The 16,389-nt window shown below is 63.4% G+C and carries 19 protein-coding genes; 9 read left to right on the top strand and 10 right to left on the bottom strand.

Annotated elements, in window-relative coordinates; translation table 11 throughout:
- Positions 1 to 25 precede the first annotated feature (25 nt).
- The 6 genes from ASE60_RS28710 to tsaD form a co-directional block, all read right to left on the bottom strand.
- The gene (locus tag ASE60_RS28710) at positions 26 to 433 is read right to left on the bottom strand and encodes a DUF1761 domain-containing protein (RefSeq protein WP_057254994.1); all 408 of its coding nucleotides are present in this window, start codon (positions 431 to 433) and stop codon (positions 26 to 28) included.
- Between the two features lie 49 nt (positions 434 to 482).
- Positions 483 to 1,148: a methyltransferase gene (locus tag ASE60_RS28705; protein WP_057254993.1), complete on the bottom strand. Its 666-nt coding sequence runs from the start codon at positions 1,146 to 1,148 to the stop codon at positions 483 to 485.
- A gap of 61 nt (positions 1,149 to 1,209) precedes the next feature.
- A complete protein-coding gene (locus ASE60_RS28700) occupies positions 1,210 to 1,641 on the bottom strand; it encodes an EVE domain-containing protein (RefSeq protein WP_057254992.1) in 432 nt (143 codons plus the stop codon).
- 6 nt (positions 1,642 to 1,647) lie between these two features.
- A complete protein-coding gene (locus ASE60_RS28695) occupies positions 1,648 to 1,941 on the bottom strand; it encodes a YciI-like protein (RefSeq protein ID WP_057254991.1) in 294 nt (97 codons plus the stop codon).
- Between the two features lie 78 nt (positions 1,942 to 2,019).
- Positions 2,020 to 3,021: an NAD(P)H-dependent glycerol-3-phosphate dehydrogenase gene (locus tag ASE60_RS28690; protein WP_057254990.1), complete on the bottom strand. Its 1,002-nt coding sequence runs from the start codon at positions 3,019 to 3,021 to the stop codon at positions 2,020 to 2,022.
- 23 nt (positions 3,022 to 3,044) lie between these two features.
- Positions 3,045 to 4,139 (bottom strand): tRNA (adenosine(37)-N6)-threonylcarbamoyltransferase complex transferase subunit TsaD, encoded by a 1,095-nt coding sequence (tsaD, locus tag ASE60_RS28685; protein ID WP_057254989.1) that lies wholly within the window; start codon positions 4,137 to 4,139, stop codon positions 3,045 to 3,047.
- A gap of 74 nt (positions 4,140 to 4,213) precedes the next feature.
- Here tsaD and hemC point away from each other — a divergent pair, with 74 nt between their 5' ends.
- From hemC to ASE60_RS28655, 6 genes are all read left to right on the top strand, one after another.
- Positions 4,214 to 5,143, top strand: a complete 930-nt coding sequence (gene hemC, locus ASE60_RS28680) for a hydroxymethylbilane synthase (RefSeq protein ID WP_057254988.1) — start codon at positions 4,214 to 4,216, stop codon at positions 5,141 to 5,143.
- A 4-nt stretch (positions 5,144 to 5,147) separates the two neighbouring features.
- Complete coding sequence (locus ASE60_RS28675) at positions 5,148 to 5,861, top strand: uroporphyrinogen-III synthase (RefSeq protein WP_057254987.1); 714 nt, start codon at positions 5,148 to 5,150, stop codon at positions 5,859 to 5,861.
- Between the two features lie 156 nt (positions 5,862 to 6,017).
- Complete coding sequence (locus ASE60_RS28670) at positions 6,018 to 7,286, top strand: mitofilin family membrane protein (protein ID WP_057254986.1); 1,269 nt, start codon at positions 6,018 to 6,020, stop codon at positions 7,284 to 7,286.
- Between the two features lie 122 nt (positions 7,287 to 7,408).
- Positions 7,409 to 9,046, top strand: a complete 1,638-nt coding sequence (locus tag ASE60_RS28665; RefSeq protein WP_057254985.1) for a heme biosynthesis protein HemY — start codon at positions 7,409 to 7,411, stop codon at positions 9,044 to 9,046.
- Positions 9,047 to 9,072: 26 nt separating this feature from the next.
- A complete protein-coding gene (locus ASE60_RS28660; RefSeq protein ID WP_057254984.1) occupies positions 9,073 to 9,555 on the top strand; it encodes a TerB family tellurite resistance protein in 483 nt (160 codons plus the stop codon).
- 1 nt (position 9,556) lies between these two features.
- A complete protein-coding gene (locus tag ASE60_RS28655; RefSeq protein ID WP_057254983.1) occupies positions 9,557 to 10,297 on the top strand; it encodes a glutamine amidotransferase in 741 nt (246 codons plus the stop codon).
- 60 nt (positions 10,298 to 10,357) lie between these two features.
- On the opposite strand, the gene ASE60_RS28650 is transcribed toward ASE60_RS28655, so the two are convergent.
- A complete protein-coding gene (locus ASE60_RS28650) occupies positions 10,358 to 11,599 on the bottom strand; it encodes an MFS transporter (protein ID WP_057254982.1) in 1,242 nt (413 codons plus the stop codon).
- 134 nt (positions 11,600 to 11,733) lie between these two features.
- Here ASE60_RS28650 and ASE60_RS28645 point away from each other — a divergent pair, with 134 nt between their 5' ends.
- Positions 11,734 to 12,027, top strand: a complete 294-nt coding sequence (locus tag ASE60_RS28645) for a YggT family protein (protein ID WP_093233116.1) — start codon at positions 11,734 to 11,736, stop codon at positions 12,025 to 12,027.
- Positions 12,028 to 12,029: 2 nt separating this feature from the next.
- Complete coding sequence (locus ASE60_RS28640) at positions 12,030 to 12,347, top strand: DUF167 domain-containing protein (RefSeq protein WP_057254980.1); 318 nt, start codon at positions 12,030 to 12,032, stop codon at positions 12,345 to 12,347.
- A 2-nt stretch (positions 12,348 to 12,349) separates the two neighbouring features.
- Here the strand turns inward: ASE60_RS28640 and ppa are convergent, their stop codons facing one another.
- A complete protein-coding gene (gene ppa / locus ASE60_RS28635; RefSeq protein WP_057254979.1) occupies positions 12,350 to 12,883 on the bottom strand; it encodes an inorganic diphosphatase in 534 nt (177 codons plus the stop codon).
- 161 nt (positions 12,884 to 13,044) lie between these two features.
- Here ppa and ASE60_RS28630 point away from each other — a divergent pair, with 161 nt between their 5' ends.
- Positions 13,045 to 13,647, top strand: coding sequence for a hypothetical protein (locus tag ASE60_RS28630; RefSeq protein ID WP_057254978.1), 603 nt, complete (start codon positions 13,045 to 13,047; stop codon positions 13,645 to 13,647).
- A gap of 131 nt (positions 13,648 to 13,778) precedes the next feature.
- On the opposite strand, the gene ASE60_RS28625 is transcribed toward ASE60_RS28630, so the two are convergent.
- Both ASE60_RS28625 and typA read right to left on the bottom strand, forming a co-directional pair.
- Complete coding sequence (locus ASE60_RS28625) at positions 13,779 to 14,285, bottom strand: GNAT family N-acetyltransferase (RefSeq protein WP_057254977.1); 507 nt, start codon at positions 14,283 to 14,285, stop codon at positions 13,779 to 13,781.
- A gap of 202 nt (positions 14,286 to 14,487) precedes the next feature.
- Complete coding sequence (gene typA / locus ASE60_RS28620) at positions 14,488 to 16,314, bottom strand: translational GTPase TypA (RefSeq protein WP_057254976.1); 1,827 nt, start codon at positions 16,312 to 16,314, stop codon at positions 14,488 to 14,490.
- Between the last annotated feature and the right edge of the window lie 75 nt (positions 16,315 to 16,389).

Genomic DNA, 16,389 nt, shown 5'->3' with positions numbered 1-16,389 from the left:
GGCCCTGCCAGCCGGCTCAGCGCCATCACACACCCATGGCGCCGATGATCGTGCCCATTGCCAGAAGCACCAGCAGCCAGTGTCCGCCGTCGATCAGCGACAGGTCCCAACCGAAGCCCTGGTAGCGATGGTTGACGATGAGCGTCGTCGCGACGAAGCCGAGCCAGAGGAAGAAGGCCGAGACGACGCCATTGACGAGCGTGACCTCGCCCGGCCCGAGGTGGCCGACGACGCCGGCGACCATGGTCGCCATCACCAGTTCCGAGACGAAGGAAATGGCAAAGAGAACCGGCGACATTTGCGCAGCCGCGGGATCGATGCGCGCCGCCTTCATCCAGGGTTTGCCGAGAACGCCGTAGTAGATCGCGCCGATGACGAAGGCCGCAATGGCGGCGATCAGCACCGCCAGATAGTTCATGCCCGCAAATACCATGTTCGTTCCCCCGTTTTTGCGGGGATTGGAATCGAAGGCCTTTGGGCTGTCAACTGTCCGTGTTCGCAGTGCCCCCGAAGCGCCAGACCGTCGTGCACTTGACCTCGCTGTCCTCCAGCGCGCGGGTCACGGGAACCTCGTAGGTGGCAAGGGCCGTCATCATCTCGCGCGGGCAATAGGAACGGCCGGGGTCGCCGACGATCACTGTCGCCCCTTTCGCCGTCAGATCCGAAAACCACGGTTTCAGCCGGTCGGCAAAAGCCTTGTCGTAGAAGACGTCGCCGGCGAGGTAGACATCGGCGCCAAGTTCGCGACCGGTCACGTCCTCGTCCGTATAGGAAAGGGCGACGCCGTTGAGTTCGGCATTGAGACGGACGGCCGTTTTCGCCCAGGGATCAATATCGGCGGCAAGAACCGAAGCCGCCCCCGCCTTCATCGCGGCGATTGCCACCAGGCCCGAACCGGAGGCGAAGTCGACGACCTGCCTGCCGCGGACCGTTTCGGGATGATCAAGGATGTAGCGGGCAAGCCCCTGCCCGCCGGCCCAGGCAAAGGCCCAGAACGGCGGCGGCAGGCCGATTTCCTGCAATTCCTCCTCGGTCTTCAGCCAGAGTTCATGCGCCTCTGTTGCCAGATGCAGGCGCACCTCCGGCACGTGAGGCGGCGAAAGCACGCCGGTATTGGCGAGGATGAAACTTTCCGGATCGGTCTTCACGAAAACTCTCCGAGCCTATCCGAAAGGCGAAAGCGGTTTCCGGATAGGCGGAAAAACAAGATTACCGCGGAGGATTGTCGAGCCCGCCCATGCGGCAGACCTCAATCCATTCGTCCTCGGTCACCGGCTGCACCGACAGGCGCATGGAGGTGACGAGCGACATCTTGGCGAGCTTCGGATTGTCCTTGATCTCTTTCAATGTCACCGGACGCGGCATGTCGGCCACGGCGCGGATATCGACGCAATCCCAGCGGGCGTCACCCTCGGCGGTCGAATCCGGATGCGACAGCGCGCAGACCTCGGTAATGCCGACGATCTCCAGACCCTCGTTCGAGTGGTAGAAGAAGCCTTTGTCGCCGATCTGCATCGCCCGCATGTTGTTGCGCGCCAGATAGTTGCGCACGCCGGTCCATTCGGTGCCCTTGGCGCCCGCATCCTTCTGCATCTGCCAGGACCACTTGACCGGTTCGGATTTGTAGAGCCAATGCGCCATCGCGTCTCAGGCCTCCGGATTGTTGAAGACCCAGTTGAAGGCCTTGATCTCGACATTGGAGAAGAGGCCCGCCTTGGCATAGGGATCCGCTTCGGCAATGGCGCGGGCTTCCGCGATGGTCTCGGCCTTGACGATCACCAGGCTGCCGGTCGGCTTGCCGTCGTCACCCAGGAACGGGCCCGCCATCTTCAGAATGCCCTTGGCATTGAGATCATTGAGATAGGCGACATGATCGGGGCGGGTATCGAGCCGAAGCTGCAGCGCGCCGGGTTTGTCGGTGCAATGAAGTGCGAAGAGCATGCTTCCTCCTGAAGTTGTCGTTTGGCGCGGGATGCGAGCGGAAAACCGCTTTACACTTTTCCGCATCCCACTGCCGGATTATTCCTGGGTGATCGGGCGTGTCATCAATTGTTCGAGTGCGGTGCGGACATCGAGCTTGCCGTCGATGATCGCCGCCACCGCTTCGGTGATCGGCATCTCGACACCGAGATCATGGGCGACGCGCGCGGCGACCGACGCGGCAAAGGCGCCTTCGACCAGCTCGCCCTTGCCCCCATCGGCGCGGCCGTTCTGGCCGAGCGCGATGCCGAAGCGCAGATTGCGCGACTGGTGGCTGGTGGCCGTCAGCACGAGATCGCCGAGACCGGAGAGGCCGCGCACCGTGTCGGCTTCGCCACCCTCGGCGGCGATGAAGCGCGACATCTCGGCAAGGCCGCGCGAGATCAGCGCTGCGCGGGCGGAATCGCCGAGACCCGCACCCTCGACGATGCCGCAGGCAATCGCCAGCACGTTCTTGAGCGCGCCGCCGAGCTGCACCCCGATGCGATCCTGCGACGGGTAGAGCCGGAAGGTCGGGCCTGAAAGCACCTCTGCCAGCATCGTCGCCGTTTGAGCATCGGCGGCAGCGATTACCATCGCAGTCGGCAGGCCCTTGGCGATATCTGCGGCGAAACCGGGACCCGAGAGCACGCCGATCGAACGACCGGGCAATTCCTCCGCCAGAACGTCGGTCAGCAACCGGCCGGTCGCTTGCTCCATGCCCTTGGCACAGGTGACGATCGTAGCGGCTGCATTGATCTGCGGGCCATATTGCCGCGCCGCATCACGGTGCGCCTGGGACGGCATGGCGAACAGCACGACTTCGGCTTCGGCGAGAACGGAGACATCCGCCGTATGTTTCAGCGCCGGCGGCAGATCGATGCCCGGCAGGGCATCCTCGTTGCGGCCGGTATTGCCGCACGCTTCAGCAATCTCCTGCCGACGGGCGAGCAACGTCACGTCGCTGCCTGCCGCCGAGGCCGCAACCGCAGCCAAGGCAGTGCCAAAGGCGCCAGCGCCAACCACGACGATTTTCGGCCCGATCTTGGAGGTTTCGCTCATTCTTTATCCGTCACATTCTGGCATCATGCCTTGGCGCCGCGTTTGCCGGAGCCGAGCAGTGCCTGCGCTTGGGCGTCGAGCGGCCAGCGCGAGCGCGGCGCAACGTCGAGGCCATCGGCCACCATGCCCGCCGCCAGGCGCTCCGCACCGGCCCAGGCGATCATCGCCGCATTGTCAGTGCAGAGCGAAAGCGGCGGCGCAATAAAGTCGAAACCGGATTGCGCGCACAAGCTCTGCAGCGTCGAACGCAGCACCTGGTTAGCAGCAACGCCGCCGGCGACCACCAGGGCCGGGCGCACCACGCCGGCATGCTCCGCCTTGAAGCGCTTCAGCCCGCGCCCGACGCGATCCTTGAGCGTGCGCGAGATCGCCCGCTGGAAGGAAGCGCAGATATCGGCGATGTCCTGCTCCGTCACCGGCTCCAGCGATTGCGCCGCCTGGCGCACCGCCGTTTTCAGTCCCGAGAAGGAGAAATCGAGCCGGGCGTCACCGACGAGCGGGCGCGGAAAATCGAAACGCTGGGGATTGCCGGCGAGCGCCGCACGCTCGACCGCCGGACCACCCGGATAGGCAAGACCGAGCAGTTTCGCCGTCTTGTCGAAGGCCTCGCCAAGCGCATCGTCGATCGTCGTGCCCCAGCGCTCGTATTCGCCGACGCCCTTGACGAGGATAAGCTGCGTATGGCCGCCGGAGACGAGCAACATCAGATAGGGAAAGGAAAGTCCGTCCGTCAGCCGCGCCGTCAGCGCGTGGCCTTCGAGATGGTTGACGGCGTAGAGCGGCTTGCCTGTCGCGCGCGCGATCGCCTTGCCGGTCATCAGCCCGACGATCAGGCCGCCAATCAGACCGGGACCACTTGTCGCAGCGATCGCATCGATGTCGGCAAGCGTGACGCCGGCGCGCAGCAGCGCCTCCTCGATCAGCGTGTCGAGCGCTTCCACATGGGCGCGCGCGGCGATCTCCGGAACCACGCCGCCATAGGCGCTATGCTCTTCCAGCTGGCTCAGAACGACGTCGCCGAGAATGTGACCCTTGCCGTCGGAATCGCGCAAAATAACGGAAGCGGCGGTTTCGTCGCAGCTTGTTTCTATGCCGAGGATGCGCAGGGGCGGAGACATCAGAGTATACTCAAAGATTGCGGTCGCACCGAAAGGTGGGTACACGGAACTCCGGTAACAATGGATAGCCTTTGATGCAAACAAAACCTTTCCGGATCGGCACGCGCGGCAGTCCGCTGGCGCTCGCACAAGCCCATGAAACGCGCGATCGCCTCGCAGCGGCGCATGGTCTGGCGCCGGAAATGTTCGAGGTCGTCATTCTCTCGACCAAGGGCGACCGGATCACCGACCGCTCGCTCGCCGAGATCGGCGGCAAGGGCCTGTTCACCGAGGAGATCGAGCAGCAATTGCTGTCGGGCGAACTCGATTTCGCCGTGCATTCGTCCAAGGACATGCCGACGAAGCTGCCGGACGGGCTCTGTCTTTCCGCCTTCCTGCCGCGCGAGGACATTCGCGACGCCTTCATCGGCCGCACGGCACCGAAACTGATGGAACTGCCTGAAGGCGCCACTGTCGGTTCCTCGTCGCTGCGCCGCCAGGCGCTGATCCGCCGGCTGCGCCCGGATATCAACGTCATCACCTATCGCGGCCAGGTGGAAACGCGGCTAAGGAAGCTCGCCGAGGGCCAGGTGGATGCGACGCTGCTCGCCTATGCCGGCCTGAAGCGGCTCGGCATGACCGACGTTCCGACCGAACTGCTCGACCCGACGGATTTCCCCCCGGCCCCGGCGCAAGGCGCGATCTGCATCGAAAGCCGGATCGGCGACAGCCGCATCAACGATCTGCTCGCGGCCATCGACGACCAGCACACCCACGAGGCCGTTACCTGCGAGCGCGGTTTCCTTGCGACGCTTGACGGCTCCTGCCGCACGCCGATCGCCGGCCTCGCCACCTCGGATGGCACCCATCTCCGTTTTTCCGGCATGATCCTCACGCCCGACGGCCAGACCCATCATCGCGTCACGATCGAAGGCAGGGCCACCGACGCCGAAGCGCTCGGCAAGAAGGCCGGCGAGGAAATCCGCGCCAAGGCCGGCCCGGGCTTCTTTGCAAGCTGGACCTGAGCCGATGCGCGTGCTCGTCACCCGGCCGCTTCCCGCCGCCGAGGCGACGGCGCGTCGGCTGGAGGCTGCGGGCCACCAGCCGATCCTCCTGCCATTGATGCGGGCCATGCATCTGACCGCCGTTGCCGAAGCAGCGCTAGACATACCGTTTGAAGCCATTGTCTTGACCAGCGCCGAAGCGGTTCGGGTCCTCGCGACACTGGGCGGCAAATTGGAAAAGCATCTGAAAACCCCGTGCTTCTGCGTCGGCGAGGCGACTGCGCGGGCAGCACGAGAACTTGGCTTCACCGATCTCCGCATCGGCGATGGCACCGGCGAAGCGCTGGCCGGGCTGATTGTTTCGGCGGTCGGCACTTTGCCGAAACAGCCGCTGCTCTACCTGACCGGCTCTCCGCGCTCCGACGGCCTCGAAAGCACGCTCCGGCAACATGGCGTCGAGTATAGGACGGTCGAATGCTATCGCATGGAACCGACCGTGCAGCCGCCCGGTGCGCTGAAAGATCTCGCGCGAACCGACCGGCCCGACGCCGTTCTGCTCTATTCCCGGGAGACGGCTCGACGCCTGGCGGCATTGCTGCTGGAGGCCAGTCTGGACGCTGCGTCCTTCAGCCCGCGCTATCTCTGCCTGAGCGCTGCCGTCGCCGAGGCGCTGCCAAGCAACGTCATGGCGCAGATCGCCGCTAAGCCCGACGAAGAAAACCTTTTTAGTTTGATCTAAAATGGGATGAAGAAAAATGTTGGCGGTTTTCCGCCCGCATTCCACGTCACTCCAGGGCCGATTCAGCCAAAATCGAAACGCAGGGGCTTTCCCTCACCGTTCGGGCTGACTAGGTTTGAGAGAAGAGCCGACAGGAACCAACGGTAAGAGGTCACCATGGTATCGGAAAACCCGCCGCGCCGCTCGAAGTCCGAGAAGGAACCGCTGACGATCGACCTCGAAGCGGAAAAAACCGTTGCGGAACCGACTGAGGCCGAAACAACCCGCGAGACGGTGACGGACGTGGCAAGCGAAAGCCCGGCAAGCGACGCCAAGGCGGATGAGACGGCAACAGACAGCAGCGACGACAGCGCCGCTGGATCGCGCCTGGAAGAAGAGATCGAGGAGCAGCGTGCCGACGCGGCCGCAGCCGTCTTCGCCGAAGAACCGCCGCACGCGGCACAGGAGACGGAACCGGCCCCTCGACAGAAACCGGTGTCGAACTCCGGCGCGCTCGCCGCCGGTATCCTCGGTGGCCTTGTGACGCTGCTAGGCTTTGGCGGCCTGCAATATGCCGGCATCGTCCCCGGACTTGGCCCTGAGCGTGGCGTCGAGCAGAACATCTCCAGCGAACTGCAGGCACTGCGCGATCAGGTCGCAGCACTGCCCACGACCGCCGCAGTCGTCGACAACACGGCGCTCGAAGGCCGCATCGCCGCCCTCGAACAATCAGCCGCCCAACCGGGCACGAACGGCGCGCCGAGTGCCGAGGTCGAAACGCTGAAGGCGGAGATCGACAACCTTACCAAGGAACTAGCAGGGCTGAAGACGACACTCGCCGACGCCCAACAGACGGCGACAACGGAGAAGGCGGAACTGACGAGCCGCATCGAATCCGCCGAGCAGAAGCTCAACGAGCCGGTCAACGACATCCAGATGGCCAAGGCGGTCGCGGTCACCGCGCTGAAGTCGGCAATCGATCGCGGCGGCCCCTTCCTCGCCGAACTCGACGCGCTGCGCAGCATCGCACCGGACGAACAGGCCGTCGCCGCTCTGGCCCAGGACGCTCAGGTCGGCGTGCCGACCCGCTCCGATCTGCGGCGCGAGTTCCCGAAGACGGCCGACGCCATGCTCGACGCCCTCAATCAACCCGATCCGAACGAGGGCATCTTCGACCGGCTGGTGTCCAGCGCCATGTCCGGCATTCGCGTACGCCCTGTCGGCAGCGTCGAGGGTGAAACGCCCGAAGCCGTCATTGCCCGCATCGAGGACAAGCTGAACAATGGCGATCTCAAGGGCGCTGCCCTGGAGTGGGATGGCCTGCCGGATGCCGCCAAACCGGCGGGCGAGGCCTTCAAGGCCAAGCTCGACCAGCGTCTGCGTGTCGAAGCCGCGATCGATGCCGCCGTCGCCGCGACGATGGCAAAGCCGGGCACAGAGGGCTAGAGCGGGATGAGGAAAAGTGTATGCGGTTTTCCGCCCGCATCCCGCTCTAACTTATGGAAAACGATCACGTTTATGACTTTGGGTCGGCGACCCAAAATCATCGTGATCTGAGGGAACCAGATATGATCCGCATTCTGATTTTCATCCTGATCGTGCTTGGTCTCGGCCTCGGCTTCGCGTGGCTCGCGGACCGACCGGGTGAACTTTCGCTCGTCTGGCAAGGTCAGCTCATCGAGATGAGCCTGATGCGCGCCGCATCGCTCCTGATCTCGCTGATCGCAGCCGTGCTGATCGCCGTCTGGCTGGTACGCACCATCTGGCTCTCGCCTCACACCGTCACCCGTTATTTCCGCGCCCGCAAGCGCGACCGTGGCTACCAGGCGCTTTCGACCGGCCTGATCGCTGCCGGCGCGGGCGATGCCAATCTTGCCCGCAAGATGACCGCCCGCACCCGCGGATTGATCAGCGCCGACCAGGAGCCGCTGATCCACCTGCTCGAAGCGCAAACCGCCCTCATCGAAGGCAAGTACGATGACGCGCGCCGCAAGTTCGAGCTGATGGCCGACGATCCGGAGACCCGCGAACTCGGGCTTCGCGGCCTCTACCTCGAAGCCAAGCGCCTCGGTGCCCACGAGGCCGCCCGGCAATATGCCGAACGCGCCGCCGAGAAAGCACCGCATCTGCCCTGGGCGGCTCTCGCGACGCTCGACAGCCAGAGCCAGGCCGGACAGTGGGACGATGCTCTGCGTCTTCTCGACAAGAGCCGCGCCGCCCATGTGGTCGAACGCAAGGAGGCCGACCGTAAGAGGGCGGTGCTCTTGACCGCCCGGGCGATCACAAAGCTCGACGGCGACGTGAAGGGTGCCCGCGACGATGCGCTTGCCGCACTGAAGCTCGACGAACATCTGGTGCCGGCGGCGCTGACGGCCGCCAAGGCGCTGTTTCGCGAGGACAACCTGCGCAAGGGGACCTCGATCCTGGAGAAAAACTGGAAGCACGAGCCTCACCCGGACGTGGCGCGGCTTTACGTGCGTGCCCGCGGTGGCGACACCGCCGTCGACCGTCTGAAGCGGGCGCGCAAGCTTGAAGCCCTCAGGCCCAACAATGCCGTGGCGATGGCAGCTGTCGCCGAGGCCGCGCTCGAAGCGCGCGAACTGCTTCTGGCCCGCACCAAGGCGGAAGCCGCCGCCAGGCTCGATCCGACCGAGAGCGTCTTCCTGTTGCTCGCTGACATAGAAGAAGCCGACACCGGCGACGAGGGCCGCATCCGCCACTGGATGGCGCAGGCCCTGCGCAGCCCACGGGATCCGGCCTGGACTGCCGACGGCGTGACGTCGCCGACCTGGCTGCCGGTCTCGCCCGTCAGCGGACGGCTCGATGCGTTCGAATGGAAAGCGCCGCCGCATACGCTTTCGGCGACCGTCGACCACGACCAATCGAATGCCGACGAAGCGATCCGCAGTCTGCCGCCGGTGGCCGCGGAGCCGCGTGCGCATGAACCGGCCCCCGTAGCCCGCCGCAGCGAAGCGCCCGTCATCCTCGAGGCCGAACGGGAACCGCAACCGATCAAGGTCACGGAGCGCAAACCGTCCGAGCCGATCGCCGACAAGACTCCGGTCAAGAAGACGGAGAAGGAAGAGGTTACCAACGGCGAGCACATGCCTGATCCCTTCTTCGGCCGTCCGCCGGATGATCCCGGCGTGCGCGATCCAGCTACCGGCGAGAAGGCGCCGGAAAAGGCTAGTTTCCGACTGTTCTGAACTCTCAAGGGGCTGTGGCAGAATACATGTTTGAACGCTTACGGACGTTTCTCGACGGCCTGACCGGCCCGGCGACGCGGATAGAGCACGGCGATCCACGCGTGGCGGTCATCGCCCTCTGTTTCCAGGTCATGGAAGCCGACGGCCGGATCCTTGCGTCCGAACGGCGCAAGATGCGATCGGTCATCAAGCAACACTACAAGCTCGACGATGCCTCGCTTGCCGCGCTGATCGAAGCGGGCAAGACTGCCGAAAGCGAGGCGATCGATTACTACCAGTTCACCGCCGAGCTCAAGCGCCACCTCTCGGAGGAACAGCGCATCGAACTCGTCGGCATGCTCTGGGATATCGTCTATGCCGACGGCAAACGCAGCGAAATGGAAGACCACGTGATCTGGCGCATCGCCGATCTGCTCGCCGTCTCCGGGCGCGACCGGGTGTTGCAGCGGCAGGAGGCCGCAGCGAGAAGCGACACCGTCGAGGACGCCGAGCCGCAACAGGAAACCTGAAATGCCGATGCCGGACACAAGCGCGCGAAAACCAGTCTTGATCATCCTGCATCAGGAGCGGTCGAGTGCCGGCCGTGTCGGCCAGATTCTGGAGCAGAAGGGCTTTCGGCTCGACATCCGCCGGCCGGCCCTTGGCGATGACCTGCCGCCGACCCTGGAGCATCATAGCGGCACGATCATTTTTGGCGGTCCGATGAGCGCCAATGACGAGGAAGAGTTTGTCCGCCGCGAGATCGACTGGCTGTCCGTGCCGCTCAAGGAGAACAAGCCCTATCTCGGCATCTGCCTCGGCGCGCAGATGCTGGCGCGCAATCTCGGCGGCTCCGTGGCGCCGCATCACGAAGGCATGACCGAGATCGGCTGGTATCCGCTGATCGCAACCGATGCCGGCAAGGCGCTGATGGACTGGCCTGACATGGTCTACCATTTCCACCGCGAAGGTTTCGACCTGCCTGCCGGGGCCGAGTTGCTCGCAACCGGTAACACCTACCCCAACCAAGCCTTCCGCTATGGCGACAATGCCTGGGGCATTCAGTTCCACGGCGAGCTGACACGCGCGATGATGCACCGCTGGGTCGTGCACGGCGCGCACCGGTTCGAGATGCCGGGCGCCCAGGTGGGCAAGGCGCATCTCGACGGCCGCATGCAGCACGACGGACCGCTGCGCACCTGGATGGAAAACTTCCTGGAACTGATCTTCCTGCGCGATGAGCGGCCGGAAGCAATTCCAGGAAAAGTGTAGAGCGGTTTTCCGTCCGGAATTGCCTGGCTCAAAGGAGCAGCCTGACGACGCGCAGCCCGCCTACTTGTGGTGGTCGGGCACGTCGAGCGTGTCGATCTTGCGCAATTGCGGGAAGCCGAGCGCCCAGAGCCCTGACACGAGCAACGTGCCCATGCCGCCGAAGACCACCGCAAAGACGGCGCCGAAGCCGGATGCCATCATGCCGGCGCGAAACTCGCCAAGTTCGTTCGACGCGCCGATGAAGACCATGTTGACGGCGTTGACCCGGCCGCGCAGCTCGTCCGGCGTCCAGAGCGTGATCAGGATTTCGCGCACATAAACCGAGATCATATCGGCAGCGCCCATGACGACGAGCGCGGCGATCGAGATCCACGGCGTCGCCGAAAGACCGAAGACAACGGTACCGAGCCCGAAGAGCGCGACACCGGTGAACATGTAGAAACCGGCGCGGTGGCGGATCGGATGCGCCGCGAGCCAGACCGCCATACTGACGGCACCGATACCCGGAGCGGCGCGCAAGAGGCCGAGACCCCAAGGACCGAGATCGAGGATGTCGCGGGCAAAGACCGGCATCAGTGCGACCGCGCCGCCGAGCAGTACCGCGAAGAGATCGAGCGATATCGCGCCCAGAACCACCTTTTCGGCCTTGATGTAGCGGAAACCGGCGGTGATCGTCTCCCAGCTCTGGGCGGAGGCTTGCGTGCGGGTCGCGGGCTTCGGGATGGCAAAGACCATGAGCGCGGATGCCAGGAAGAAGCAGACGCCGACGGCATAGGGAACGACGGCGCCGAGCGCATAGATCAAGCCGCCGGCAACGGGGCCAACGATCATCGCCGTCTGCCAGGACGTCGAATTCCAGGCGATCGCATTGGGCAGATCTTCGGGCGGCACGAGATTGGGCGCCAGTGACTGGGACGCGGGCGCCAGGAAGGCGCGTTCGATGCCGAAGACGACCAGGATCGCATAGACCGGCCAGGGTGAAAACAATCCGGATACCGTCAGAAGCAGCAATGCCGTCGCGCAGAGCGTGCTGATGACCATGCAGATCCCCATGATCATGCGCCGGTTGTAGCGGTCCGCAGCCGCGCCAGTGACGAGGATCAGCACCAGTGACGGCAGAAACTGGAAGAGGCCGATCAGGCCGAGATCGAACGGGTCACGCGTAAGGTCATAGATCTGCCAGCCGACTGCGACAGAAATGATCTGGATCGCGAAGTACGCCAGGAAGCGCGAGAAGAAATAGCGGCGATAGCCGACATGCCGAAAGGCGGCAAAACGATGCGAGGCATGAACGGCGGACATGCGGAAGGGGCTCCTGCTGAGGCTCGGTTATCGTGCGGTCCCATGTTAAACATGATCGCGCCCGATAAACCGGCGTACTTGCTCGTTTAGGTCTCAATGTCTACATGTCTGTCAATAACGATTTGGAGACCGGCATGCTTGCTGTCATCGGCACCTTGAACTTCATCATCAACATCGCGTGGTTTCTGGTCATCGCGTCGGCCATCTTTTCCTGGCTCTACGCGTTCAACGTCATCAACGTGAACAACCAGGCGATCAACATGATCGGCCGCTCGCTCTATCAGCTGACGGAGCCGCTCTATCGCCCGATCCGCCGCGTGCTGCCCGACATGGGCGGCGTGGACCTGTCGCCCCTGGTGGTGCTGGTGATCCTCTATTTCATCCAGCTCTTCCTGAACACGACGGTCGCGCAGGCGCTGCTTGGCTGACGATGGCCAATCCGGCCTTCACCGCGCATGGCGACCACGTTCGCCTGACGGTACGCTTGACGCCGAACGGCGGCCGCGATGCCATTGATGGCTTGGAAGCGGCTGCCGACGGGGAAGAACATTTGAAAGTGCGCGTCAGCGCGGTTCCGGAAAAAGGCAAGGCCAACCAGGCGCTGATTGCCTTTCTTTCGAAGAAGCTCGGGCTTGCCAAGAGCAAGCTTTCCCTCATCTCAGGCGAAACGCAGCGCAAAAAAATCCTCCGGATCGATGGCGACCCGGAGGATTTGATAGAGCGACTTGCACAGTTGGTCGGCAAGTAAACTTACTTGGCGCCCTTGGCGCGCTCGACGGCTTCCTTGATCAGCTGCCTTGCGACGGAAGCATCCTTCCAACCAAAAATCTTCACCCACTTGCCGGGCTCCAGATCCTTGTAGTGCTCGAAGAAGTGCTCGATCTGCTTGAGCGTGATTTCCGGCAGGTCGGTGTATTCGTGCACCTTGTCGTAGCGCTGCGTCAGGTGAGCCGACGGAACCGCGATGATCTTTTCGTCCTGGCCGGAATTGTCTTCCATCATCATCACGCCGATCGGGCGGACATTGATGACGCAGCCCGGAACGAGCGGGCGGGTGTTGCAGATCAGAACGTCGATCGGATCGCCGTCGTCCGAGAGCGTGTGCGGCACAAAGCCGTAGTTACCCGGATAGGTCATCGGCGTGTAGAGGAAGCGGTCGACGACCAGCGTGCCGGCTTCCTTGTCCATCTCGTACTTGATCGGATGGCCGCCGACGGGAACTTCAACGATGACGTTGACATCTTCTGGTGGATTCTTTCCGATGGAAATCGCGTCGATGCGCATGGATCTACTCCAGGGTCAGTTTGAGAAGTTTGCCCCGTCGGATAAAGGGAAACATGCCGCGATGCAACATAACTTTCGTCCGAAATGCAGATTCAACCGGTCGTTTTGTCATCACCGAACGACCCGCATGATCGTCAAAATCTCGTTCGAGGGAGATCACGATGAACGGAAAGGTTGCATGCCTGTCGCTGGTCCTGTTGTCCGCCGGACCCGCGGTGGCCAATGAGAGCGTCTATGTCAACGTCAGCCGCGAAAAGTGCAAGACGATTAAAGAGGAGCCGGGCAGGTACTCCCTGATGACCTGCCCGGGCCATGGCGATTATCCGGCTCATTTCAAGGAGATGGATATCCGCCAGAGCTTCTCCTTCGGTCACCTCAACGAGCGCTACCGCAACGAGGCGTTCGAAACCTTCATCCCCTTCAACCACGCCGGCGCCACAGTGGAATGGCGCATTGTCAAAGGCGGCACCCCGGTCGCGACGATCCTGCGCTGGTTCATCGAGAACCCCGACCCGGCGACGGGAGCATCGGCACCGGCGCTTGAAGGGCAGGTTCTCGTCGTCTCCACGGTAGCCCAGAAGGACGACGGCAAGGGCTGCGTCGCCGGCTATGTCGATGCGCTCGCCAATCCCGATCCCAACGCGCTCGCCCGCAAGATCGCCGACGAGGTGGCGCCGACCTTCCGCTGTGGCGTCGACAAGGCGGTCTACCATGGCACGCAAGGCGACAAGGCAAGCGCACCGCGCAACGAACTGCCGGAATAGCGGCTGATCTCAAGCGGAAGCGGGAAAGCCTAGAGCGCCGTGCGTTCAAATGAACGCACAAAGGACGCTCTAGCACTTTGATTCTAGAGCATCTTTCCGCCTCCAGTGATTCCACTTGAGAGCGGGATGCTCTAGTTCCAGGCGAAGCCGACCTTCTTCAGGTGCTTGTCGCCGAAATCTTCCATGCCTTCGGCGATATCCGTGCCGCCGGCGCCCTGGAAGAACTGGTAGGCGTGTTCGCTATCCTCGAGGCACCAGACGACGAGGCCGCGGCAGCCGAGCGAACGCAACAGGCTCTTGGCTTCGCCGAAGAGAATGCGCCCGAGACCGATGCCCTGATATTCCGGCCGGAGATAGATCTCGTAGATCTCGCCCTCCTGCGGCAGGGCCTTGGCGCGGCTGAGGCCGAGCGTGGCGTAACCGGCAATGGTTCCGGCCACGTCGACGACGAGCAGCGTGGCAGGCCCGCGCGTCGCCTTGCGCCACCAGACCTCGTCGCGGCGGTTGACCATCTGAACCAGGGGACGGTGGGGGATGAGACCGCCATAGGCTTGCAGCCACGAAACGCGGTGCACATCGGCAATTGCCGACGCTTCCTGCGGCTCTCCGGGCCGAATCTCTATCGAAACAGTCTTCATGACTCGCGACTCTAAACGCACACAAGGCGAACAGGAATCCCGCCCGGTTGCCGGCCAGCGTTAACCCACAGGCAACTTTAACGGCACCCTATGGAAGGTTAACGCCTTTTTAACTTTATCCGCAAGTCGCCCATCCGTGGCACACACAGCAAAAAACCCCGGATCGCTCCGGGGTTTTTTCAGGCTCGGTAATGTCAGAAGCTTAAGCCGCGCCGGCAGTGCGGGCCTTTTCGAAGCGCTTGCGGTCGTTCGGGTCGAGATGCATCTTGCGCAGACGGATCGACTTCGGCGTCACTTCGACGAGCTCGTCGTCCTGGATCCAGGAGAGCGCGCGCTCCAGCGTCATGCGGATCGGCGGCGTCAGGCGAACGGCTTCGTCCTTGCCGGCGGCGCGCATGTTGGTGAGCTTCTTGCCCTTCAGCACGTTCACTTCCAGATCGTTGTCGCGGGTGTGGATGCCGATGATCATGCCGGCATAGACCTTCTCGCCAGCATCGATGATCATCGGGCCGCGGTCTTCCAGGTTGAACATCGCATAGGCAACCGATTCACCGGCATCGTTCGACAAGAGAACGCCGTTGACGCGGCCACCGATCTCGCCCTTGTAAGGCTGGTAGGCGTGGAACAGGCGGTTCATGATCGCCGTGCCGCGGGTGTCGGTCAGAAGTTCCGACTGGTAGCCGATGAGGCCGCGGGTCGGAGCGAAGAACACCAGGCGGACGCGGTTGCCGCCGGACGGACGCAGCTCGACCATCTCGGCCTTGCGCTCCGACATCTTCTGCACGACGACGCCGGAATGCTCTTCGTCAACGTCGATGACGACTTCTTCGATCGGCTCGAGCATCTGGCCGTTGTCGTCCTTGTGCATGACGACGCGCGGACGCGACACGGCAAGCTCGAAGCCTTCGCGGCGCATGGTTTCGATCAGAACGGCGAGCTGCAGTTCGCCGCGGCCGGACACGAAGAACGAATCCTTCTCGGAGGATTCTTCGATCTTCAGCGCAACGTTGCCTTCGGCTTCCTTGAACAGGCGGTCGCGGATGACGCGGCTGGTGACCTTGTCGCCTTCGGTGCCGGCAAGCGGGCTGTCGTTGACGATGAACGACATGGTGACGGTCGGCGGGTCGATCGGCTGGGCGGTCAGCGCTTCGGCAACGGACGGATCACAGAACGTGTCGGCGACGGTGCCCTTGGTGAGACCGGCGATCGCAACGATGTCACCGGCATGCGCTTCTTCGATCGGCTGACGCTCGATGCCGCGGAAGGCGAGGATCTTCGAGATACGGCCATTTTCCAGCAGCTTGCCGTCCTGGCCCAGAACCTTGACGGCCTGGTTCGGCTTCAGCGAACCCGAATGAACGCGGCCGGTGATGATGCGGCCGAGGAAGGGGTTGGCTTCGAGGATCGTGCCGATCATGCGGAACGGGCCTTCGGCAACCGTCGGCTCGGGAACGTGCTTCAGCACGAGATCGAGCAGCGGCGCCATGCCCTGGTCCTTCGGACCTTCCGGGGCGACGTTCATCCAGCCATCGCGGCCCGAACCGTAGAGGATCGGGAAGTCGAGCTGCTCGTCGGAGGCGTCGAGGTTGGCGAAGAGGTCGAAGACTTCGTTGATGACTTCTTCGTGGCGACCATCCGGACGGTCGATCTTGTTGATCGCGACGATCGGCTTCAGGCCGACCTTCAGCGCCTTGCCGACGACGAACTTCGTCTGCGGCATCGGGCCTTCGGAAGCGTCGACGAGAACGATGGCACCATCCACCATCGACAGGATGCGCTCGACTTCACCGCCGAAGTCGGCGTGGCCGGGGGTGTCGACGATGTTGATGCGCACGCCCTTCCACTCGACCGAGGTCGCCTTGGCAAGAATGGTGATGCCGCGCTCTTTTTCGATGTCGTTGGAGTCCATGACGCGTTCGGCAACGCGCTGGTTTTCGCGGAACGAGCCCGACTGCTTCAGGAGCTCGTCAACAAGGGTCGTTTTCCCATGGTCAACGTGCGCGATAATCGCGATGTTACGAATGCTCATTTTTCGTCTCGGAAGGTTTAGGGCACGCCCCGATGGGCCACGCCGCTTTTTCAATGGTCGGGCTCATACAGGTTT

The sequence above is a fragment of the Ensifer sp. Root278 genome (genome assembly GCF_001429285.1).
In the GTDB taxonomy this organism is placed as follows: domain Bacteria; phylum Pseudomonadota; class Alphaproteobacteria; order Rhizobiales; family Rhizobiaceae; genus Ensifer.
Note: the sequence above shows the minus strand (reverse complement) of the source record. Positions and strands in the feature narration are given on the sequence as shown.